At 70.8% G+C, this 15,378-nt stretch carries 15 protein-coding genes; 8 read left to right on the top strand and 7 right to left on the bottom strand.

Annotated features, from left to right (window positions below):
* Positions 1-11 precede the first annotated feature (11 nt).
* From ACFQ6S_RS26420 to ACFQ6S_RS26405, 4 genes are read right to left on the bottom strand one after another with little or no spacing between them, the layout of a single operon-like run.
* Entirely contained in the window at positions 12-656 is a 645-nt protein-coding gene (locus ACFQ6S_RS26420; protein ID WP_383414607.1) for an ATP/GTP-binding protein, read from the bottom strand.
* Complete coding sequence (locus tag ACFQ6S_RS26415) at positions 637-1,056, bottom strand: DUF742 domain-containing protein (RefSeq protein WP_383414604.1); 420 nt, start codon at positions 1,054-1,056, stop codon at positions 637-639. Before ACFQ6S_RS26415 ends, ACFQ6S_RS26420 begins: the two co-directional genes overlap by 20 nt.
* The gene (locus ACFQ6S_RS26410) at positions 1,053-1,556 is read right to left on the bottom strand and encodes a roadblock/LC7 domain-containing protein (protein WP_383414601.1); all 504 of its coding nucleotides are present in this window, start codon (positions 1,554-1,556) and stop codon (positions 1,053-1,055) included. Before ACFQ6S_RS26410 ends, ACFQ6S_RS26415 begins: the two co-directional genes overlap by 4 nt.
* Positions 1,553-4,306: a nitrate- and nitrite sensing domain-containing protein gene (locus ACFQ6S_RS26405; RefSeq protein WP_383414598.1), complete on the bottom strand. Its 2,754-nt coding sequence runs from the start codon at positions 4,304-4,306 to the stop codon at positions 1,553-1,555. The genes ACFQ6S_RS26410 and ACFQ6S_RS26405 overlap by 4 nt, the downstream gene beginning before the upstream one ends.
* Positions 4,307-4,714: 408 nt before the next feature.
* Between ACFQ6S_RS26405 and ACFQ6S_RS26400 the strand changes: the two genes are divergently transcribed.
* The gene (locus ACFQ6S_RS26400) at positions 4,715-5,503 is read left to right on the top strand and encodes a protein phosphatase 2C domain-containing protein (protein WP_383414595.1); all 789 of its coding nucleotides are present in this window, start codon (positions 4,715-4,717) and stop codon (positions 5,501-5,503) included.
* 46 nt (positions 5,504-5,549) lie between these two features.
* Here ACFQ6S_RS26400 and ACFQ6S_RS26395 read toward each other — a convergent pair whose 3' ends face one another.
* Complete coding sequence (locus ACFQ6S_RS26395; protein WP_383414592.1) at positions 5,550-6,062, bottom strand: MarR family winged helix-turn-helix transcriptional regulator; 513 nt, start codon at positions 6,060-6,062, stop codon at positions 5,550-5,552.
* Between the two features lie 251 nt (positions 6,063-6,313).
* Between ACFQ6S_RS26395 and ACFQ6S_RS26390 the strand changes: the two genes are divergently transcribed.
* On the top strand, positions 6,314-7,141 hold the full coding sequence (locus tag ACFQ6S_RS26390) for a lysozyme (protein ID WP_383414589.1): 828 nt from the start codon (positions 6,314-6,316) through the stop codon (positions 7,139-7,141).
* A gap of 60 nt (positions 7,142-7,201) precedes the next feature.
* On the opposite strand, the gene lon is transcribed toward ACFQ6S_RS26390, so the two are convergent.
* Together lon and ACFQ6S_RS26380 are read right to left on the bottom strand one after the other, a co-directional pair.
* Positions 7,202-9,616, bottom strand: a complete 2,415-nt coding sequence (gene lon, locus ACFQ6S_RS26385; RefSeq protein ID WP_383414587.1) for an endopeptidase La — start codon at positions 9,614-9,616, stop codon at positions 7,202-7,204.
* A gap of 218 nt (positions 9,617-9,834) precedes the next feature.
* The gene (locus ACFQ6S_RS26380; protein WP_383414585.1) at positions 9,835-10,650 is read right to left on the bottom strand and encodes a rhomboid-like protein; all 816 of its coding nucleotides are present in this window, start codon (positions 10,648-10,650) and stop codon (positions 9,835-9,837) included.
* A 337-nt stretch (positions 10,651-10,987) separates the two neighbouring features.
* On the opposite strand from ACFQ6S_RS26380, the gene ACFQ6S_RS26375 reads away from it, so the two are divergent.
* From ACFQ6S_RS26375 to ACFQ6S_RS26350, 6 genes are all read left to right on the top strand, one after another.
* Entirely contained in the window at positions 10,988-11,431 is a 444-nt protein-coding gene (locus ACFQ6S_RS26375; RefSeq protein ID WP_383414582.1) for a hypothetical protein, read from the top strand.
* Entirely contained in the window at positions 11,428-12,105 is a 678-nt protein-coding gene (locus tag ACFQ6S_RS26370) for a glycoside hydrolase family 3 C-terminal domain-containing protein (protein ID WP_383414580.1), read from the top strand. Before ACFQ6S_RS26375 ends, ACFQ6S_RS26370 begins: the two co-directional genes overlap by 4 nt.
* A gap of 45 nt (positions 12,106-12,150) precedes the next feature.
* Positions 12,151-12,828: a spermidine synthase gene (locus ACFQ6S_RS26365; protein WP_383414578.1), complete on the top strand. Its 678-nt coding sequence runs from the start codon at positions 12,151-12,153 to the stop codon at positions 12,826-12,828.
* A gap of 132 nt (positions 12,829-12,960) precedes the next feature.
* Positions 12,961-13,698: a response regulator transcription factor gene (locus ACFQ6S_RS26360; RefSeq protein ID WP_383414575.1), complete on the top strand. Its 738-nt coding sequence runs from the start codon at positions 12,961-12,963 to the stop codon at positions 13,696-13,698.
* The gene (locus ACFQ6S_RS26355) at positions 13,695-14,801 is read left to right on the top strand and encodes a sensor histidine kinase (RefSeq protein ID WP_383414572.1); all 1,107 of its coding nucleotides are present in this window, start codon (positions 13,695-13,697) and stop codon (positions 14,799-14,801) included. Before ACFQ6S_RS26360 ends, ACFQ6S_RS26355 begins: the two co-directional genes overlap by 4 nt.
* Positions 14,802-15,082: 281 nt before the next feature.
* Positions 15,083-15,378 (top strand): hypothetical protein (locus ACFQ6S_RS26350; RefSeq protein ID WP_383414569.1); only part of this gene is annotated, 296 nt, incomplete at its 3' end.

The raw sequence follows: 15,378 nt of genomic DNA, 5'->3' as shown, positions 1-15,378 counted from the left end.
GGGCTGTTCTCCTACTCGGGGGTTTCGTCGAGCGCGTGACCTACGAGGCTCAGGAGAGTCTCGATCACCGAGATCCGGCGGCGCGCATCCATGATCATTACAGGTATGTGCGCCGGGATCGTCAATGCCTCACGCACGTCCTGCGTCTCGAACAGCTCGCTGCCGTCGAAGTGGTTGACCGCGACGACGTACGGCAGTCCGCAGCTCTCGAAGTAGTCCAGCGCCGGGAAGCAGTCCTTCAGCCGCCGGGTGTCGGCGAGCACGACCGCCCCGATCGCGCCGCGCACCAGGTCGTCCCACATGAACCAGAACCGCTGCTGGCCCGGCGTGCCGAACAGGTAGAGCACCAGGTCGTCGTCGAGCGTGATCCGGCCGAAGTCCATGGCCACGGTGGTGGTGAGCTTGCCGGGCGTGGCGGTGAGGTCGTCGGTGTCCTCGCTCGCCTCGGTCATCAGCGCCTCGGTCTGCAGGGGCGTGATCTCCGAGACGGCGGTGACCAGCGTGGTCTTGCCCACGCCGAAACCGCCCGCCACGACTATCTTCGTGGCGACGGGGGCCCGGGTGCGGTCCGTCTGCCAGGACCGCGGGTGCTCCTCCTCAGCGGGGAGCGGGGTGACGCCGAAGGAGGTGGCGGCGTCAGAGACGACGGAGTCCACTCAGCACCCTTTCCAGCAGAGCGCGGTCCGGCCGGCCTGTGCCATGGCCGGTTCCGGTGCCGTACACACGGATCTTTCCCTGGTCCGCGAGATCGCTGAGGAGCACGCGGACCACGCCGAGCGGCATCTTCAGCAGCGCGGCGATCTCGGCCACCGTGCGCATACGGCGGCAGAGTTCGACGATGGCCCGCATCTCCGGCATGACACGGCTGGAGAGGGACCCGTTCGTCAGTTCCTTGCGCTCCTGAGGCGCCTCCAGGGCCGCGACGAAGGTCTCGACGAGGAGGACGTGGCCGAAGCGGGTACGGCCGCCGGTGAGCGAGTAGGGGCGTACGCGGGCGGGTTTGCGGTCGCCGCCGCGTACGGGGAGATGGGGCCTGCTCTTCGGGGCGTTGCTCATCGGGTACTCCCTGCCGACGCGGCCTCGACGGATTTCCGCAGCTCGCTGCGGAGTTCGGGGGTGAGGACGTGGCCGGCGCGGCCGACGAAGAGCGCCATGTGATAGGCCACCACGCTCATGTCGCAGTCCGCGGAGCCGTGCACGCCGAGCAGCGAGCCGTCGCTGATGGACATGACGAACAGGCTGCCCTCCTCCATCGCGACCATCGTGTGCTTCACCCCGCCGAACTGCATCAGCTTGGCGGCGCCGATGGTGAGGCTGCCGATGCCGGAGACGATGGTGGCGAGGTCGGCGGAGGAGCCGCGGGGGCCGGCGGGCCGGTCGTTCCTCGCCTCCCGGGCCGCCTCGTTGCGGGCGTGGTCCGAGGAGAGGAGGAGCAGGCCGTCGGAGGAGACGACGGCGACCGACTGGATGCCCGGCACCTCCTCGACCAGATTCGTCAACAACCAGTGCAGGTTGCGGGCTTCACTGCTCAGTCCGAAGGTACTGGGCGCGGTCAACTGCTTGCCTCCTCGACTGTGCCCCCCGTGGCTGCTTCGGACTCGGTGGTTCCTGCGGTCGGTGCCTTGCTCTGACCGGTCTGTTCGGCGATCTCCGCCTCGACGTCGCGATAGCCGGCCTCCGCGCCGCGACGGAAGCCGCCGAGCCGTTTGCGCAGGGCCTCGGCGTCGACGCCGCCGGTCCGCGGCCGCGGGGTCTCCGCGGGGGTGGTGATCTTGGGAGTGCGCTTGGGCAGGCCCTTGTCGGTGACGCGGTCCTCCCCCTGGTCCCCGTCGTCCCGGGCCCGCTCATGGGTGTCCGGTCCGATGGCGTAGGGGTCTGCGGCCGGGAGTTCAGGCTCCTCGGCGGGCGCCGGGATGAGAAGTTCCATCGTGGTCTCGGCAGGCGTCGCCTCGGGCTCGGGACGACCGGCCTCGACGGGTTCCGACGCCGTACGGTCGTCCGACTCGTCCTTGGCCGCGTCCTCCTGCGCCGTCTCCCGTACGGCCCGCTCCGCCAGCGCGACCAGCGGGTCGTCGTCCTTGGCGCGGCCGCGCAGCACGTTGGAGTTGGCCTCGGCGTCGGCGCCGGGGAGGGAGAAGGCGTGGGGGGAGGCGTGGTGCGGGGTGTCCGAGGGGACCGCGGCGGCGGGGGCCTGCGCCAGCAGGGTTCTGGGCAGGACCGCGACCGCCGCGATGCCGCCCTGCTTCTGCTCGCGCAGCTGGACGCGGATGCCGTGGCGGTGTGCGAGGCGGGCGACGACGTAGAGGCCGAGGCCCAGGCCGTTGTCGCCCTCCTGGTCGTAGGACGCCTCGGGGTCGAAGTCGGCCAGGCGGGCGTTGAGGCGGGTCAGACGATCGCTCGTCATGCCGATGCCCTCGTCCTGCACGGAGAGCATGACCTCGCCGTTCTCCAGCAGCCAGCCGGAGATCTCGACGGGCAGATCGGGCGGGGAGAACGAGGTGGCGTTCTCCATCAGCTCGGCGAGGAGGTGGGAGAGGTCGTCGGCGGCGAAACCGGCCACGTGCGCGTGCGGCGGGAGCGCGGCGATCCGCACCCGCTCGTACCGCTCGATCTCGCTGACCGCCGCGCGGACCACGTCGACCAGCGGGACCGGTCCGGCGTGCTGCTGGACGTGCTCGGTGCCGGCCAGCACGAGGAGGTTCTCGCTGTGCCGGCGCATGACCGTGGCGAAGTGGTCGAGCTTGAAGAGCGTGGCGAGGCGCTCGGGGTCCTGCTCGCGCTCCTCCAGGCCTTCGATGACGGCGAGCTGGCGCTCCACCAGGCCGAGGGTGCGCAGGGCCAGGTTGACGAAGGTGCTGCCGATGCTGTCGCGCAGCCGCTCCAGCTGGCCGGCGGACGCCGCGAGTTCGGCGCGCAGCCCCTCACGGGCATCGGCCATCTTCTGCCGCTGCCCGACCAGGTGCTTGCGGTCGGACTCCAGGGTGGTGATGCGCTCGTGGAGGGCGACGGCGTGCGTGTGCAGGGCGTTGACGGAGTTGACGACCTGCGCGAACTCGTCCTTGCGCCCGGTGAACCTGACGGGCTCTTCGGCCGCCGGGTTCTCGGCCTGCGCGAGCCGTGCGGAGCCGAGCCGCAGGACGGCGAGGGGCCGGGTGAGGCTGCGGGCCATGCCGGTGGCGACGCCGACGGCGAGCAGCACCAGGGCGCCGAGGATCGCGATGCGGATCTCCAGCGCGGTGACGTCGTCGTCGCGCAGCTGTTCCAGGGCCTTGGTGCGGCGGTCGTAGAGGGCGGACTCGGCGCCGCGCATCAGATCGACGCGGGCGGAGAGGGCGGCCTCGGCCCGCTCGGTGTTCGTGGCCAGGTCCCGGTCGGAGAGCGTGGCCTGGTCGGTGAGCGCCGTCAGATACCGCTCGGCCGTGTCGACCTCGGGGCCGGTGACCGTGGAGTCGTACGAGGTGCGCGCGCTCTTCTGGGCGGTGTCGTGGAAGTCGGCGAGCGCCGCGTCGGAGCGCAGGCGGGCCTGCTGGGCGGCGGCGCTGAGCTCGGCACGCTGCTTGGCGTCGGCGCCCGAGGAGGTCTCCTGGGTGCTCGCGATGCCGGTGACGGGGTCGATGACGGTCTCGGTGGTGGTCGGCACGCTGAGCGCGGCGAGCAGCAGCCCGCGCACCGCGGCGGCCTGCTGTACGGCGGAGTCGAGTTCGGCGAGGGCGTAGGCGCCGGAGCCCGCGCGGGGCGGCATCTGCTCGGCCAGCCGCTCGGCGAGCCGGTGCAGTTCGGCGATGGCGGCGGAGTACGCCTCGTGGGCCTGGAGCGCGCTGCTCTTGCCCGTGAGCGCGGAGCGGCGCAGGGCCGCGATGCCGTCGAGGTCGTCGTGCAGCGAGGCGGGGGCGTCGGTGTCGGCGCGCAGCTCCTCGACCTGCCGGTCGACCCGGGCGCTGCGCTGCTCGCTGGGCGCCTTGGACTTGGGCCGCCCGGCGGCGATGTACGACGTCACCTGATCCCGCTCGTCGGCGAGGGAGTGCGCGAGCGTGAGCGCGTCCTCCGTCTGCCCGGCGAGGGTCACCAGCTCCTGGGAGTCGTTCAGCTGCCCGGAGGCGGCGACGATCGAGGGGACGCCGGCCGCGGCGATGGCGGCGGCCACCACGGCCACGGCGACGATCAGCCGGTTCCGTACGTGCGTCGGGCGCCCCTTGCCGGCGGGTGTGACGTCGGTGGTGGTGCCGGGAGTGGGTTGCGTGCCCCCTGCGGAGGCCGTCTGCTTGCCTGAGCGACGAGGCCGCATCTTCTGCACCGGTGCTCGCATTCCTGACTCGTGATACCCATGGGTCCGGATGACGCTTCGTCAACTACCGCCGACCGTACGTACACCCCTCCCCCAAGCTCGCGGGACTTCGCTGAAGCAGGGGGTGCCCTAACCGGTCCCCGACCCTCCCAGTGCCGGTGGGCAACGGTCGCGCATCACCTGACCCGCCACCCGAAGGAGTGAACCCCGGAGGGGAGTTGGCGGGCAAGTTCCTCCGGCTCGTGCACAGGCCTTGTACGGCATGCCGGTTGGACGTCTGCGGCAGGCGATGGCAGTATTCGCCGCCACGCCCCCGCGGAGCGAACGATTCCACCCCAAATCAGGCGCCTGACCTGCGCCGCTGCACCCAATCGACGACCAATGAGACCCCTTCGCGAACGTTGTGAAGGGCTCGTGCAGACTGGCCGAATGCGAACAGAGCTTGTTTCGGAGTCCGGTGATCCGGCCCGCCCCAACGAGGACTTCGCAAGTGTCGGCCTCCCCGCCTCGGGACAGGGCGGCGCACTGGTCGTCCTGGACGGAGTCACCCCACCGAGAGGCGAGACAGGCTGTCTGCATTCCGTCCCCTGGTTCACCGCGCGACTCGGCGGAGCCCTGACCGAACTGACCCTTTCACTCCCCGATGTTCCCCTCGCCGACGTGTTGGCCCGCGCCATTGCGCGTACCGCCGAGGCACACGCGCAAACCTGTGACCTTTCTCACCCGCGCACCCCACAGGCAACCGTGGTCGTGGCGCGCTGGTCGGCGGGGACGGTGGAGTACCTGATCCTCTCGGACTCGGCCCTGCTCCTGGAGTCGCCGGACGGCAGGATCACGCCACACCTGGACGACCGTCTCGCCCGCCTCCCCCGGGCCTCCCTGGCCACGGACGCCATGATCGACGCCCACATCCGCAATCAGGAGGGCGGCTTCTTCACGGCCGCCGCGGATCCGTCGGTGGCTCAGCGGGCGGTGACGGGAGTGCTGCCACGAGGGGAGGTCCGGGCCCTGGCCGCGCTGACGGACGGGGCGAGCCGGTGGGTGGAGAAGTTCCGGGAGGGGGACTGGACGGACTGCTTCGCCTTCGTGCGGAAGGAGGGGGCGCGGGCGCTGGTGGAGCGGGTGCGGGCGCTGGAGACGGCGGACGCGCAGGAGCGGACGTATCTGGGGCGCAGCAAGACCCACGACGACGCGACGATCGTGTACACGGAGCTGTGAGCCGGACGCCGGGGCGCAACGTCTGCTTCTCCGCCCCTCGGCTCAGTTACTTCTCCATCCCCCGGTTCAACTGATTCAGCAGCCGGGCCAGCTCGGCCACTTCCTGCCGGTCCCAGTGCGACAGCTGCTCGACATAGCGAGCCCGCCGGGCCTCGCGCACCTTGGCGACCCGGCCGCGTCCCACCTCGGTGAGGTGGACCAGCCAGGCCCGCCCGTCGGCGGGGTCGGGCTCGCGGGCGACCAGACCCAGGTCCTCCAGGGCGCGCAGCTGGCGGGACATGGTGGCCTTGCCGACGCCGATGTAGGCGGCGAGTTCGGTGGCCCGCTGGCGGCCGGCGTCATCCAGACGGACCAGCAGACCGTACGCCGCGGACTCCAGGTCCGGATGGACCTCGCGGGCCATCTCGCCCTGCTTGGCCCGGGCGCGTCGGAACAGGACCGTCAGCTCACGTTCCAGGTCCAGGAATTCGGGCCGGCCCAGACCACCACCGGTCACTCCTCCAGAGGGGGCACCCCCGGATTCGACTCGGCGCCCGGCACCGTTTCCGTCTTCGCGCACGTCAGCCCCTGCCTCGTTCTTCCCGGTCGTGAAAGTTTCCGCCAACCGCCGTCATCGCCGCTGCTCCGCCAGTATTTCGCAGGCTTAGACCAACGGCAGCCTCCGGACCCCCTTCCACCTGCTGTTCCGGCCGCATAACTTCCCTGTCGAACCGTGATGGCATGCCCACGCCACACGCACTCCGGCGTCGGCCGCGTCACGGGACACGCACAACTCCCCACCGAGCGTCACCGAGCCTTCGGAGGCACGCTATGCCCGTGCACAGACCCGAACTGCTCCGCAACCGGCGCCCGCACCTCGCCGGGGTGCTGCTCGCCGCCGCCCTGCTCCTTCTACTCCCCCTGTCCGCACCCGCATCCGCCGACGACCCCCCGCCCCGCGGCTCGGCCCACATGGGCATCGGCGTCATGGCCCACGACGGCGTGGACGGCGCCCCCGTCTCTGACCTGGCCGCCGAGACCGAAGGCGTCGACGTCGCCAGCCATCAGGGCAACGTCGCCTGGTCGACGCTGTGGGGCAACGGCGTGAAGTGGGCCTATGTGAAGGCCACCGAGGGGACCTACTACACGAACCCCTATTTCACCCAGCAGTACGACGGCTCCTACGACATCGGCATGATCCGCGGCGCCTACCACTTCGCGACCCCGGACACCACCAATGGCGCAACCCAGGCGAACTATTTCGTCGACCACGGCGGGGGCTGGTCCCGCGACGGCAAGACCCTGCCCGGCGCCCTCGACATCGAGTGGAACCCGTACGGGGATGCCTGCTACGGCAAGACCCCGGCCGCGATGGTCACCTGGATCCGCGACTTCGTGAACCAGTACAAGGCACGCACCGGCCGCGACCCGGTCATCTATACGGCCACCAGCTGGTGGAAGCAGTGCACCGGCAACCACAGCGGATTCGCCACCGCCAACCCGCTGTGGGTCGCCCGGTACGCGGCGGCGGTCGGGGAACTGCCGGCGGGCTGGAGCTACTACACGATGTGGCAGTACACGTCCTCCGGACCGACCGTCGGTGACCACAACAAGTTCAACGGGCCCCTCGACAGGGTCGAGGCGCTCGCCAACGGTTAGTACGGCGAAGGCCCGGGCCTCCCTCACGGGACCCGGGCCTTCCCTATCCGGTCACGTCCGTCACGCCGCGACCGGAACCTCCGGCGCCGCGCCATTGGTGGCCGGCGACAGCGCCAGTTCCAGGACCTGGCGGACGTCGGTGACGGCATGGACGTCGAGCTTGTCCAGCACCTCCGCCGGGACGTCGTCCAGGTCGGGCTCGTTGCGCTTGGGGATGATGACGGTCGTGACGCCCGCGCGGTGGGCCGCCAGCAGCTTCTGCTTCACACCGCCGATCGGGAGCACCCGGCCGGTCAGCGAGACCTCGCCGGTCATCGCCACGTCCGTGCGGACCAGCCGGCCGGACAGCAGCGAGGCGAGGGCCGTCGTCATCGTGATGCCCGCGCTCGGGCCGTCCTTCGGCACCGCGCCCGCCGGGAAGTGGATGTGCACCCCACGGTCCTTCAGATCGGCGACCGGCAGCTCCAGTTCGGCACCGCGCGAGCGGAGGAAGGACAGGGCGATCTGAGCGCTCTCCTTCATCACATCGCCCAGCTGACCCGTCAGCGTCAGGCCCGCCGCGCCCGTCTCGGGGTCGGCCAGCGACGCCTCCACGAACAGGACGTCACCGCCCGCGCCGGTCACCGCCAGACCCGTCGCCACGCCCGGCACCGCCGTACGGCGCTCCGCCGGGTCCTGGGCGGACTCGGGGACGTGGTGCGGTCGCCCGATCAGGGAGCGCAGGTCGCCGTCGTCGATGGTGAACGGCAGCTTCCGGCGACCCAGTTCGTGCTCGGCCGCCACCTTGCGCAGCAGACGGGCGATGGACCGCTCGAGGTTACGGACACCCGCCTCGCGGGTGTACTCGCCGGCGAGCCTGCGCAGGGCGCCCTCGTCGATGGCGACCTCGTCCTTGTTCAGCCCGGCCCGCTCCAGCTGGCGCGGGAGCAGGTGGTCACGCGCGATGACGATCTTCTCGTCCTCGGTGTAGCCGTCGAGGCGGACCAGCTCCATACGGTCGAGCAGGGCCTCGGGGATGGCCTCCAGGACGTTCGCCGTGGCCAGGAAGACGACGTCGGACAGGTCCAGTTCCACCTCCAGGTAGTGGTCCCGGAAGGTGTGGTTCTGGGCCGGGTCCAGGACCTCCAGCAGGGCTGCCGCCGGGTCGCCCCGGAAGTCGGACCCCACCTTGTCGATCTCGTCGAGCAGGACCACCGGGTTCATCGACCCGGCCTCCTTGATGGCGCGGACGATACGGCCGGGCAGCGCGCCCACGTACGTCCGCCGGTGGCCGCGGATCTCCGCCTCGTCCCGGACACCGCCGAGGGCGACGCGGACGAACTTGCGCCCCATCGCGTGCGCGACGGACTCACCGAGCGAGGTCTTGCCGACGCCGGGCGGGCCGACCAGCGCCAGGACGGCACCGCCGCGCCGGCCGCCGACGACACCCAGGCCGCGGTCGCTGCGGCGCTTGCGCACCGCCAGGTACTCGGTGATCCGCTCCTTCACGTCCTCCAGGCCCGCGTGCTCGGCGTCCAGCACGTCCTTCGCGCCCTGGATGTCGTAGGCGTCCTCGGTGCGCTCGTTCCACGGCAGTTCGAGGACGGTGTCCAGCCAGGTGCGGATCCATGAACCCTCGGGCGACTGGTCGCTGGACCGCTCCAGCTTGTCGACCTCCTTGAGGGCGGCCTCGCGGACCTTCTCGGGCAGGTCGGCGGCCTCGACACGGGCGCGGTAGTCGTCGGACTCCTCGCCGTCCTGCTCGCCGTTCAGCTCGCGCAGTTCCTTGCGTACGGCTTCGAGCTGGCGGCGCAGCAGGAACTCTCGCTGCTGCTTGTCGACGCCTTCCTGGACGTCCTTGGCGATGGTCTCGGCGACGTCCTGCTCGGCGAGGTGGTCGCGCAGTTGCTGGGTGGCGAGCTTGAGGCGGGCGACCGGGTCGGCGGTCTCCAGCAGCTCGATCTTCTGCTCGGTGGTCAGGAAGGGGGAGTACCCGGAGTTGTCGGCGAGCTGGGACACCTCGTCGATGGCCTGGACGCGGTCGACGACCTGCCAGGCGCCGCGCTTGCGCAGCCAGGCGGTGGCAAGCGCCTTGTACTCCTTCACCAGTTCCGCGACCTGTCCGGGCAGCGGCTCGGGCACGCTCTCGTCGATCCGGGTCCCCTCGACCCACAGCGCGGCACCCGGCCCGGTCGTCCCGGCGCCGATCCGCACCCGGCCGCGACCGCGGATCAGGGCGCCCGGGTCACCGTCGGCCAGCCGGCCGACCTGCTCGACGGTGCCGAGCACACCGGTGCCCGGGTAGGTCCCGTCGATGCGTGGCACCAGGAGCACCCTGGGCTTTCCCGGTGTGGAGCGGGCGGCGGCCTGGGCGGCCTCCACCGCGGCGCGTACATCAGCGTCGTTCAAGTCCAGCGGGACCACCATCCCGGGCAGCACGACATCGTCGTCGAGCGGCAGCACGGGCAGGGTGAGCGAAGTGGACGTCGAAGCCATGATCTCCCCTTAGGCAGTCAAGTTGAGTTATGCCGACTCAATGCTTGGGAGAGTGGGAATGTTCCCCGGCCGCCGTTCGCTGTGAGCGATCAGCTGAGGCACGGGGTGTGACCTCGCCATTCATGGTGAACGGCGGCCGGGGCTCAGCTCTTCCCGACCCTTGACCGCAGGTGCCCTATCGCGGCCCAGGAGCCGGCCACGTGACTGCCCGGGGCGGGTTACTCGGGCCGTCGCCAGCGGCGCACCGCCGGCCACAGCCCGATCCCGATGACCAGGGCGATCAGATGCCCCCAACCGGTCAGCGGATCCGTGAGGTTCAGCAGGTCCTGGATCAGCATCCCGCCGAACGGCACCAGCACCGGCCACCGCAGCCACGGCCGCAGCAGCCCGGTCAGCGCGCCGATGCTCGTCGCGACGCCGAAGCTGACGCCGTAGTCGAGGCGGTGCAGCGAGCTGTCGGGGAGGTGGCCGACCAGTACCGCCAGCCCCACCGGGACCTCGGTCGCGAGCGTGGCCAGGACGTGCCCGGCCAGAAAGACGACGGCCGTGCGCGCGCCTCCGATGCGCCGCTCCAGCGCGGTGAGCACGAGCACGAAGCAGAGCGTGTACGGCGCCAGGATGCCGCCGGCGATCCACAGCGCGCTGGCGAACAGCACCAGCGCGGGCGTGCGCACGAGGTGGGCCACATCGGTGCTGGAGCCCTGGTGCAGGGCGTGCACGAGAGAGGAGTCGGCGTAGGTGACGACCAGGGAGGTTGCGGCCAGTACGGCGGCGTAGCCGAAGGTGAACGGGGTGCCGGTGGGGGTGGGGAGCAGACGCCAGGGACGGAAGGCGCGGGCGCGGGTACCGGGCGCGGCCGTGGCCTCGGAGGTGATCGGTGCCGGTGACGGAGACGCGATGGCGTTCGTCGCGGTGGCGCCCACCGGTCCGCGCTGGCGCGGCATCCCGTCCAGCAGCTCGGCCGCATCGGGCAGGCCCGCCTCACCGGGCACCGGTACCGGGTCCGTCGCACCCCCAGCCGCAGTCCGTTCCAAGGTGAGGCGCTCCTTCCGTTTCCCCCACCTTTCGCCCGCGGCCCGAGCATGTCTGTGACCGGCGCCACTCGGGAGCTGATTCTCAGGAACCTCTCAACCAGGTCACCGGTCCACCGGCAGCCCCGCCCCCGTGAACGTGAGCGCCCGCAGCAGCCGGTCCACGTACACCCTCAGCCGCCCACCCATGTCGAAGAACTTCGCCGGCCGGTTCCTGGCAGGCGGGCCGGCTCGCCGAAGCGGGCCCCTTCCTCCGGTACGGCACCACGGAGCTGGTCGCCGGCCGTCATCTGACCCACTTCAACCTGCTGGGGCAGGGCGGCGCCCGTGAGATGGCCGAGTGGGCCAACCGGCCGACCCGGGCCGCGCCTTCACCGACAATCCCGGAGCGTCCTTCGGCTCCGGCGACGTCTCGGCCTGGCCGGAGCCGCTGGGGCCGGCGGCGGTCGGGGACGCGGAGCTGGTGGAACGGTTCTCGGACACCGTCCGGCGGGAGTACCTCGCGGTCGGCTTCCGGGTGGCGCTGCACCCGCAGACCGACCTGGCGACGGAGCCGCGCTGGTCACGGCAGTCGGGGACGTTCGGTTCGTCGGCCGAGGCCGCGAGCGAGCCGGTGGCGGCGTACGGGGCGGGCTGCTCGCAGATCATCCCGTACTACGGCCAACCCGTCGGCACCGACTGGGAGGAGGTCGGCTTCGGCTTCAACAGGGGCGTCCTGACCGCCCTGTTGCGCGAGCCCCTCGGCTTCACGACCAGTTCGGCGGGGAACAGTGCCCCGAGGTGATCGTGGAGTTGGTGCGCACCGGGCGCGTCCCGGAGCGCCGGATCGACGACTCCGTACGGCGGCTGCTGCGCGAGAAGTTCGTACTGGGCCTCTTCGAGAACCCGTACGTCGATCCCGACCGGGCCGAGGAGACCGTCGGCGCGAGCGAGTTCACGGCGCTGGGCGAGGCGGCACAGCGCGGGGCGCTGACGGTCCTGACCAACCACGCCCTGCTGCCGCCGCGCGGTAGGCCCGATCTCTACGTCCAGGGCGTCGGCGAGCAGGCGGCCCCGGCGTACGGGAATGTTGTCGGTGATCCGGCGGACGCCGAGGTGGCGATCCTGCGGCTGCGCACGCCCCACGAGCAGCGGCCCGGTGTCTTCGAGTGCTTCTTCCCCGAGGACGAGCCGAAGGAGATCCTGCGGCGGCTGGACACGGTCCCGATCCTGGTCTGCGTCAACCTGGAGCGGCCCGCCGTACTCCCCGAGATCGCCGACCGGGCGGCCGTCCTGATGGCCGATTTCGGAGCGAGCGACAACGCCCTCCTGGACGTCGCGTTCGGGCGGGCGCGGCCCGAGGGGAGGCTGCCGTTCGAGCTCCCGCGCTCGATGGCGGCGGTGGCCGCGTCAAGGCCGGACGTGCCGAACGACACGGAGAATCCCGTGTTCGGGTACGGGCACGGGCTCGCCCTCTGAGGCAATTCCCTCGGCCGGACCGTCCGGAGCTGCGAGGATGACCCGATGCCCACTTCGTACGACCTCCCTGAAGTCCTGGACCGTCACGAAGGCCCCCACGGCGAGATCGTGCTGCGGCGGCACGGCGAACTGCTGCAGATCATCGCGAACGGCTGTTTCCTGATGGACACCTCCGACGGGCGTTCGGAGCGGCTGCTGGTCGACTCGGCGCTCGGCGCGCTGCCCGGCCGGCCGCGGCCGCACCTGCTGATCGGCGGCCTCGGCGTCGGCTTCTCGCTCGCACACGCCGCCGCCGATCCACGCCCCGGAAGGATCACCGTCGTCGAGCGCGAGAGCGCGATTATCGGCTGGCATCTTGACGGACCCTTGTCGCACTTCTCCGCCCGCGCCCTCGCCGACCCGCGCACCGGGATTCTGGAAACCGATCTCGTGGCGTACGTGCATGAGACTTCCGACACGTATGACGCCCTGTGTCTCGACATCGACAACGGGCCGGGATGGACCGTCACCGAGGGCAACGACAGCCTCTACTCACCGGCCGGACTCGCGGCCTGCGCACGGGTGTTGAGGCCGGGTGGGGTACTGGCCGTATGGTCTGCCCAGCCCTCTCCGGAATTCGAAGAAACCTTGTGTAATGCCGGATTCCAACAGGTGCGTACCGAAGAGATCCCCGTTGCCCGGGGCGTTCCGGACGTCGTACACCTTGCCGTACGACCTGGATAGCCGTGGCGCGGTGACTCCCCGTACTCTGCTCACCTGACGCGGATCATTCAAGCGTCAATCGCAAGCATGAGCAGGCATAGCCAGTCAGAGGAATCACCCCACGGATTCCGGAAAGCAACTTTGGGGCGGGCGATGGAGCAGACACACACCTCCCACAACGGCACGGCGGCGACGCCGGGCGCACAGCGCCGGGTCCTCGTGGTCGAGGACGATCCGACGATCGTGGACGCCATCGCGGCCCGCCTGCGTGCCGAGGGATTCCTCGTGCAGACGGCGGGCGACGGTCCTGCGGCGGTCGACACGGCCGAGGCCTGGCAGCCCGACCTGCTGATCCTCGACATCATGCTGCCGGGCTTCGACGGCCTGGAGGTATGCCGGCGGGTGCAGGCCGCGCGGCCGGTGCCGGTGATGATGCTGACCGCGCGCGACGACGAGACCGACATGCTGGTCGGGCTCGGGGTCGGCGCCGACGACTACATGACCAAGCCGTTCTCGATGCGGGAGCTGGCGGCACGCGTGCATGTGCTGCTGCGCCGCGTCGAGCGGGCCGCGCTGGCCGCAACGACGCCGCGGTCGGGCATCCTGCGGCTCGGCGAGCTGGAGATCGACCACGCGCAGCGACGCGTCCGGGTCCGGAGTGAGGATGTTCACCTCACTCCGACCGAGTTCGATCTGCTGGTGTGCCTGGCGAACACCCCGCGCGCGGTGCTCTCCCGTGAGCAGCTGCTCGCCGAGGTGTGGGACTGGGCGGACGCCTCCGGCACCCGGACCGTCGACAGCCACATCAAGGCGCTGCGCCGGAAGATCGGCGCCGAGCGGATCCGTACCGTGCACGGCGTGGGCTACGCCCTGGAGACCCCGACGCCATGAGCGACGGGCCGGCTCCGCGGAGAGGCCCCGGGGAGCCCTGGGGCGGCGTAAGTCCGTTCTCGATCAAGACCAAGCTGGGCACGCTGGTCGTCATCGCGGTGCTGATCACCACCGGCCTGTCGATGATCGCGGTGCGCACCCAGACGGAGCTCCGCTTCATCACGGTCTTCTCGATGATCGCCACACTGCTCATTACGCAGTTCGTGGCGCATTCGCTCACCGCGCCGCTGGACGAGATGAACACGGTGGCCCGGTCCATCTCGCAGGGCGACTACACACGCCGGGTGAAGGACAACCGCCGGGACGAGCTGGGCGACCTGGCCGAGACGATCAACCTGATGGCCGACGAGCTCGAGGCCCAGGACCAGCAGCGCAAGGAGCTGGTGGCGAACGTCTCGCACGAGCTGCGCACCCCGATCGCGGGCCTGCGGGCCGTGCTGGAGAACGTGGTCGACGGCATCGCCGAGGCCGACCCCGAGACGATGCGCACCGCGCTGAAGCAGACCGAGCGGCTGGGCCGGCTCGTGGAGACACTGCTGGACCTGTCCCGCCTGGACAACGGCGTCGTACCGCTGCGCATGCGGCGCTTCGAGGTGTGGCCGTACCTGTCCGGTGTGCTGAAGGAGGCCAACATGGTCGCCTCGGCGCGCGGCGGCATGGCCTCGGGCTCCGGCAGCCACACCCGTACGGACGTCCATCTGCACCTCGACGTCTCCCCGCCCGAGCTGACCGCGCACGCCGATCCCGAGCGCATCCACCAGGTCGTCGCCAACCTCATCGACAACGCGATCAAGCACAGCCCGGCGCACGGCCGCGTGACGGTCAAGGCGCGGCGCGGGCCCTATCCGGAGTCGCTGGAGCTGGAGGTCCTGGACGAGGGGCCGGGCATCCCGAAGTCGGAGTGGCACAAGGTCTTCGAGCGCTTCAACCGGGGCGCCGTCCGCCGCCCGCACGGGCCCGGCAGCGACGGCGGTACGGGGCTGGGGCTGGCCATCGCGCGCTGGGCCGTGGATCTGCACGGGGGCCGGATCGGCGTGGCCGAATCCGAGCGGGGCTGCCGGATTCTCGTCACGCTCCCGGGGCAGCCGTCCGTTCAAAGTTGACGTAAAGTTCGAAGCGGAGCCACAAGATCCACGTCGGTCCCGCCAGGCGGACACGTGTGATCAGGTCCAGACCTGCGCAATCCCGGCGCCGGGTCGCGGCCTCGCCTTCCCATCTGAAGCGGAACCACGCTTGTTTCCCGCCATTTCCAGGCACGAAACACACTTTCTGATGTGACTTACGCGACGATGACCTTGCTCGGCCTGACCTTCCCGGCCATGGAGGCGTAGCCTTTATTCCCGCTGTCCATCACCTTGTGAAGCGGAAGAGGGCGGTTGCCGCCGTGTCGCCACAGTCCCCCAGTAACTCGAGCATCTCGACCGACACCGACCAAGCGGGCAAGAACCCCGCGGCTGCGTTCGGTCCGAACGAGTGGCTCGTCGACGAGATCTATCAGCAGTACCTCCAGGACCCGAATTCGGTAGACCGAGCCTGGTGGGACTTCTTCGCCGACTACAAGCCCGGCGTCGGTGCCGCGGCTCCGGCGGGTACTGCGGCCGCGGGGGCTGCAGGGACCTCCCCATCGGCCTCCAAGCCCGCGCCCGCCGCCCCGGCTGCTCCGGCCGCCCCGTCGGTGCC

This window comes from Streptomyces sp. NPDC056479, assembly GCF_042795335.1.
In the GTDB taxonomy this organism is placed as follows: domain Bacteria; phylum Actinomycetota; class Actinomycetes; order Streptomycetales; family Streptomycetaceae; genus Streptomyces.
Note: the sequence above shows the minus strand (reverse complement) of the source record. Positions and strands in the feature narration are given on the sequence as shown.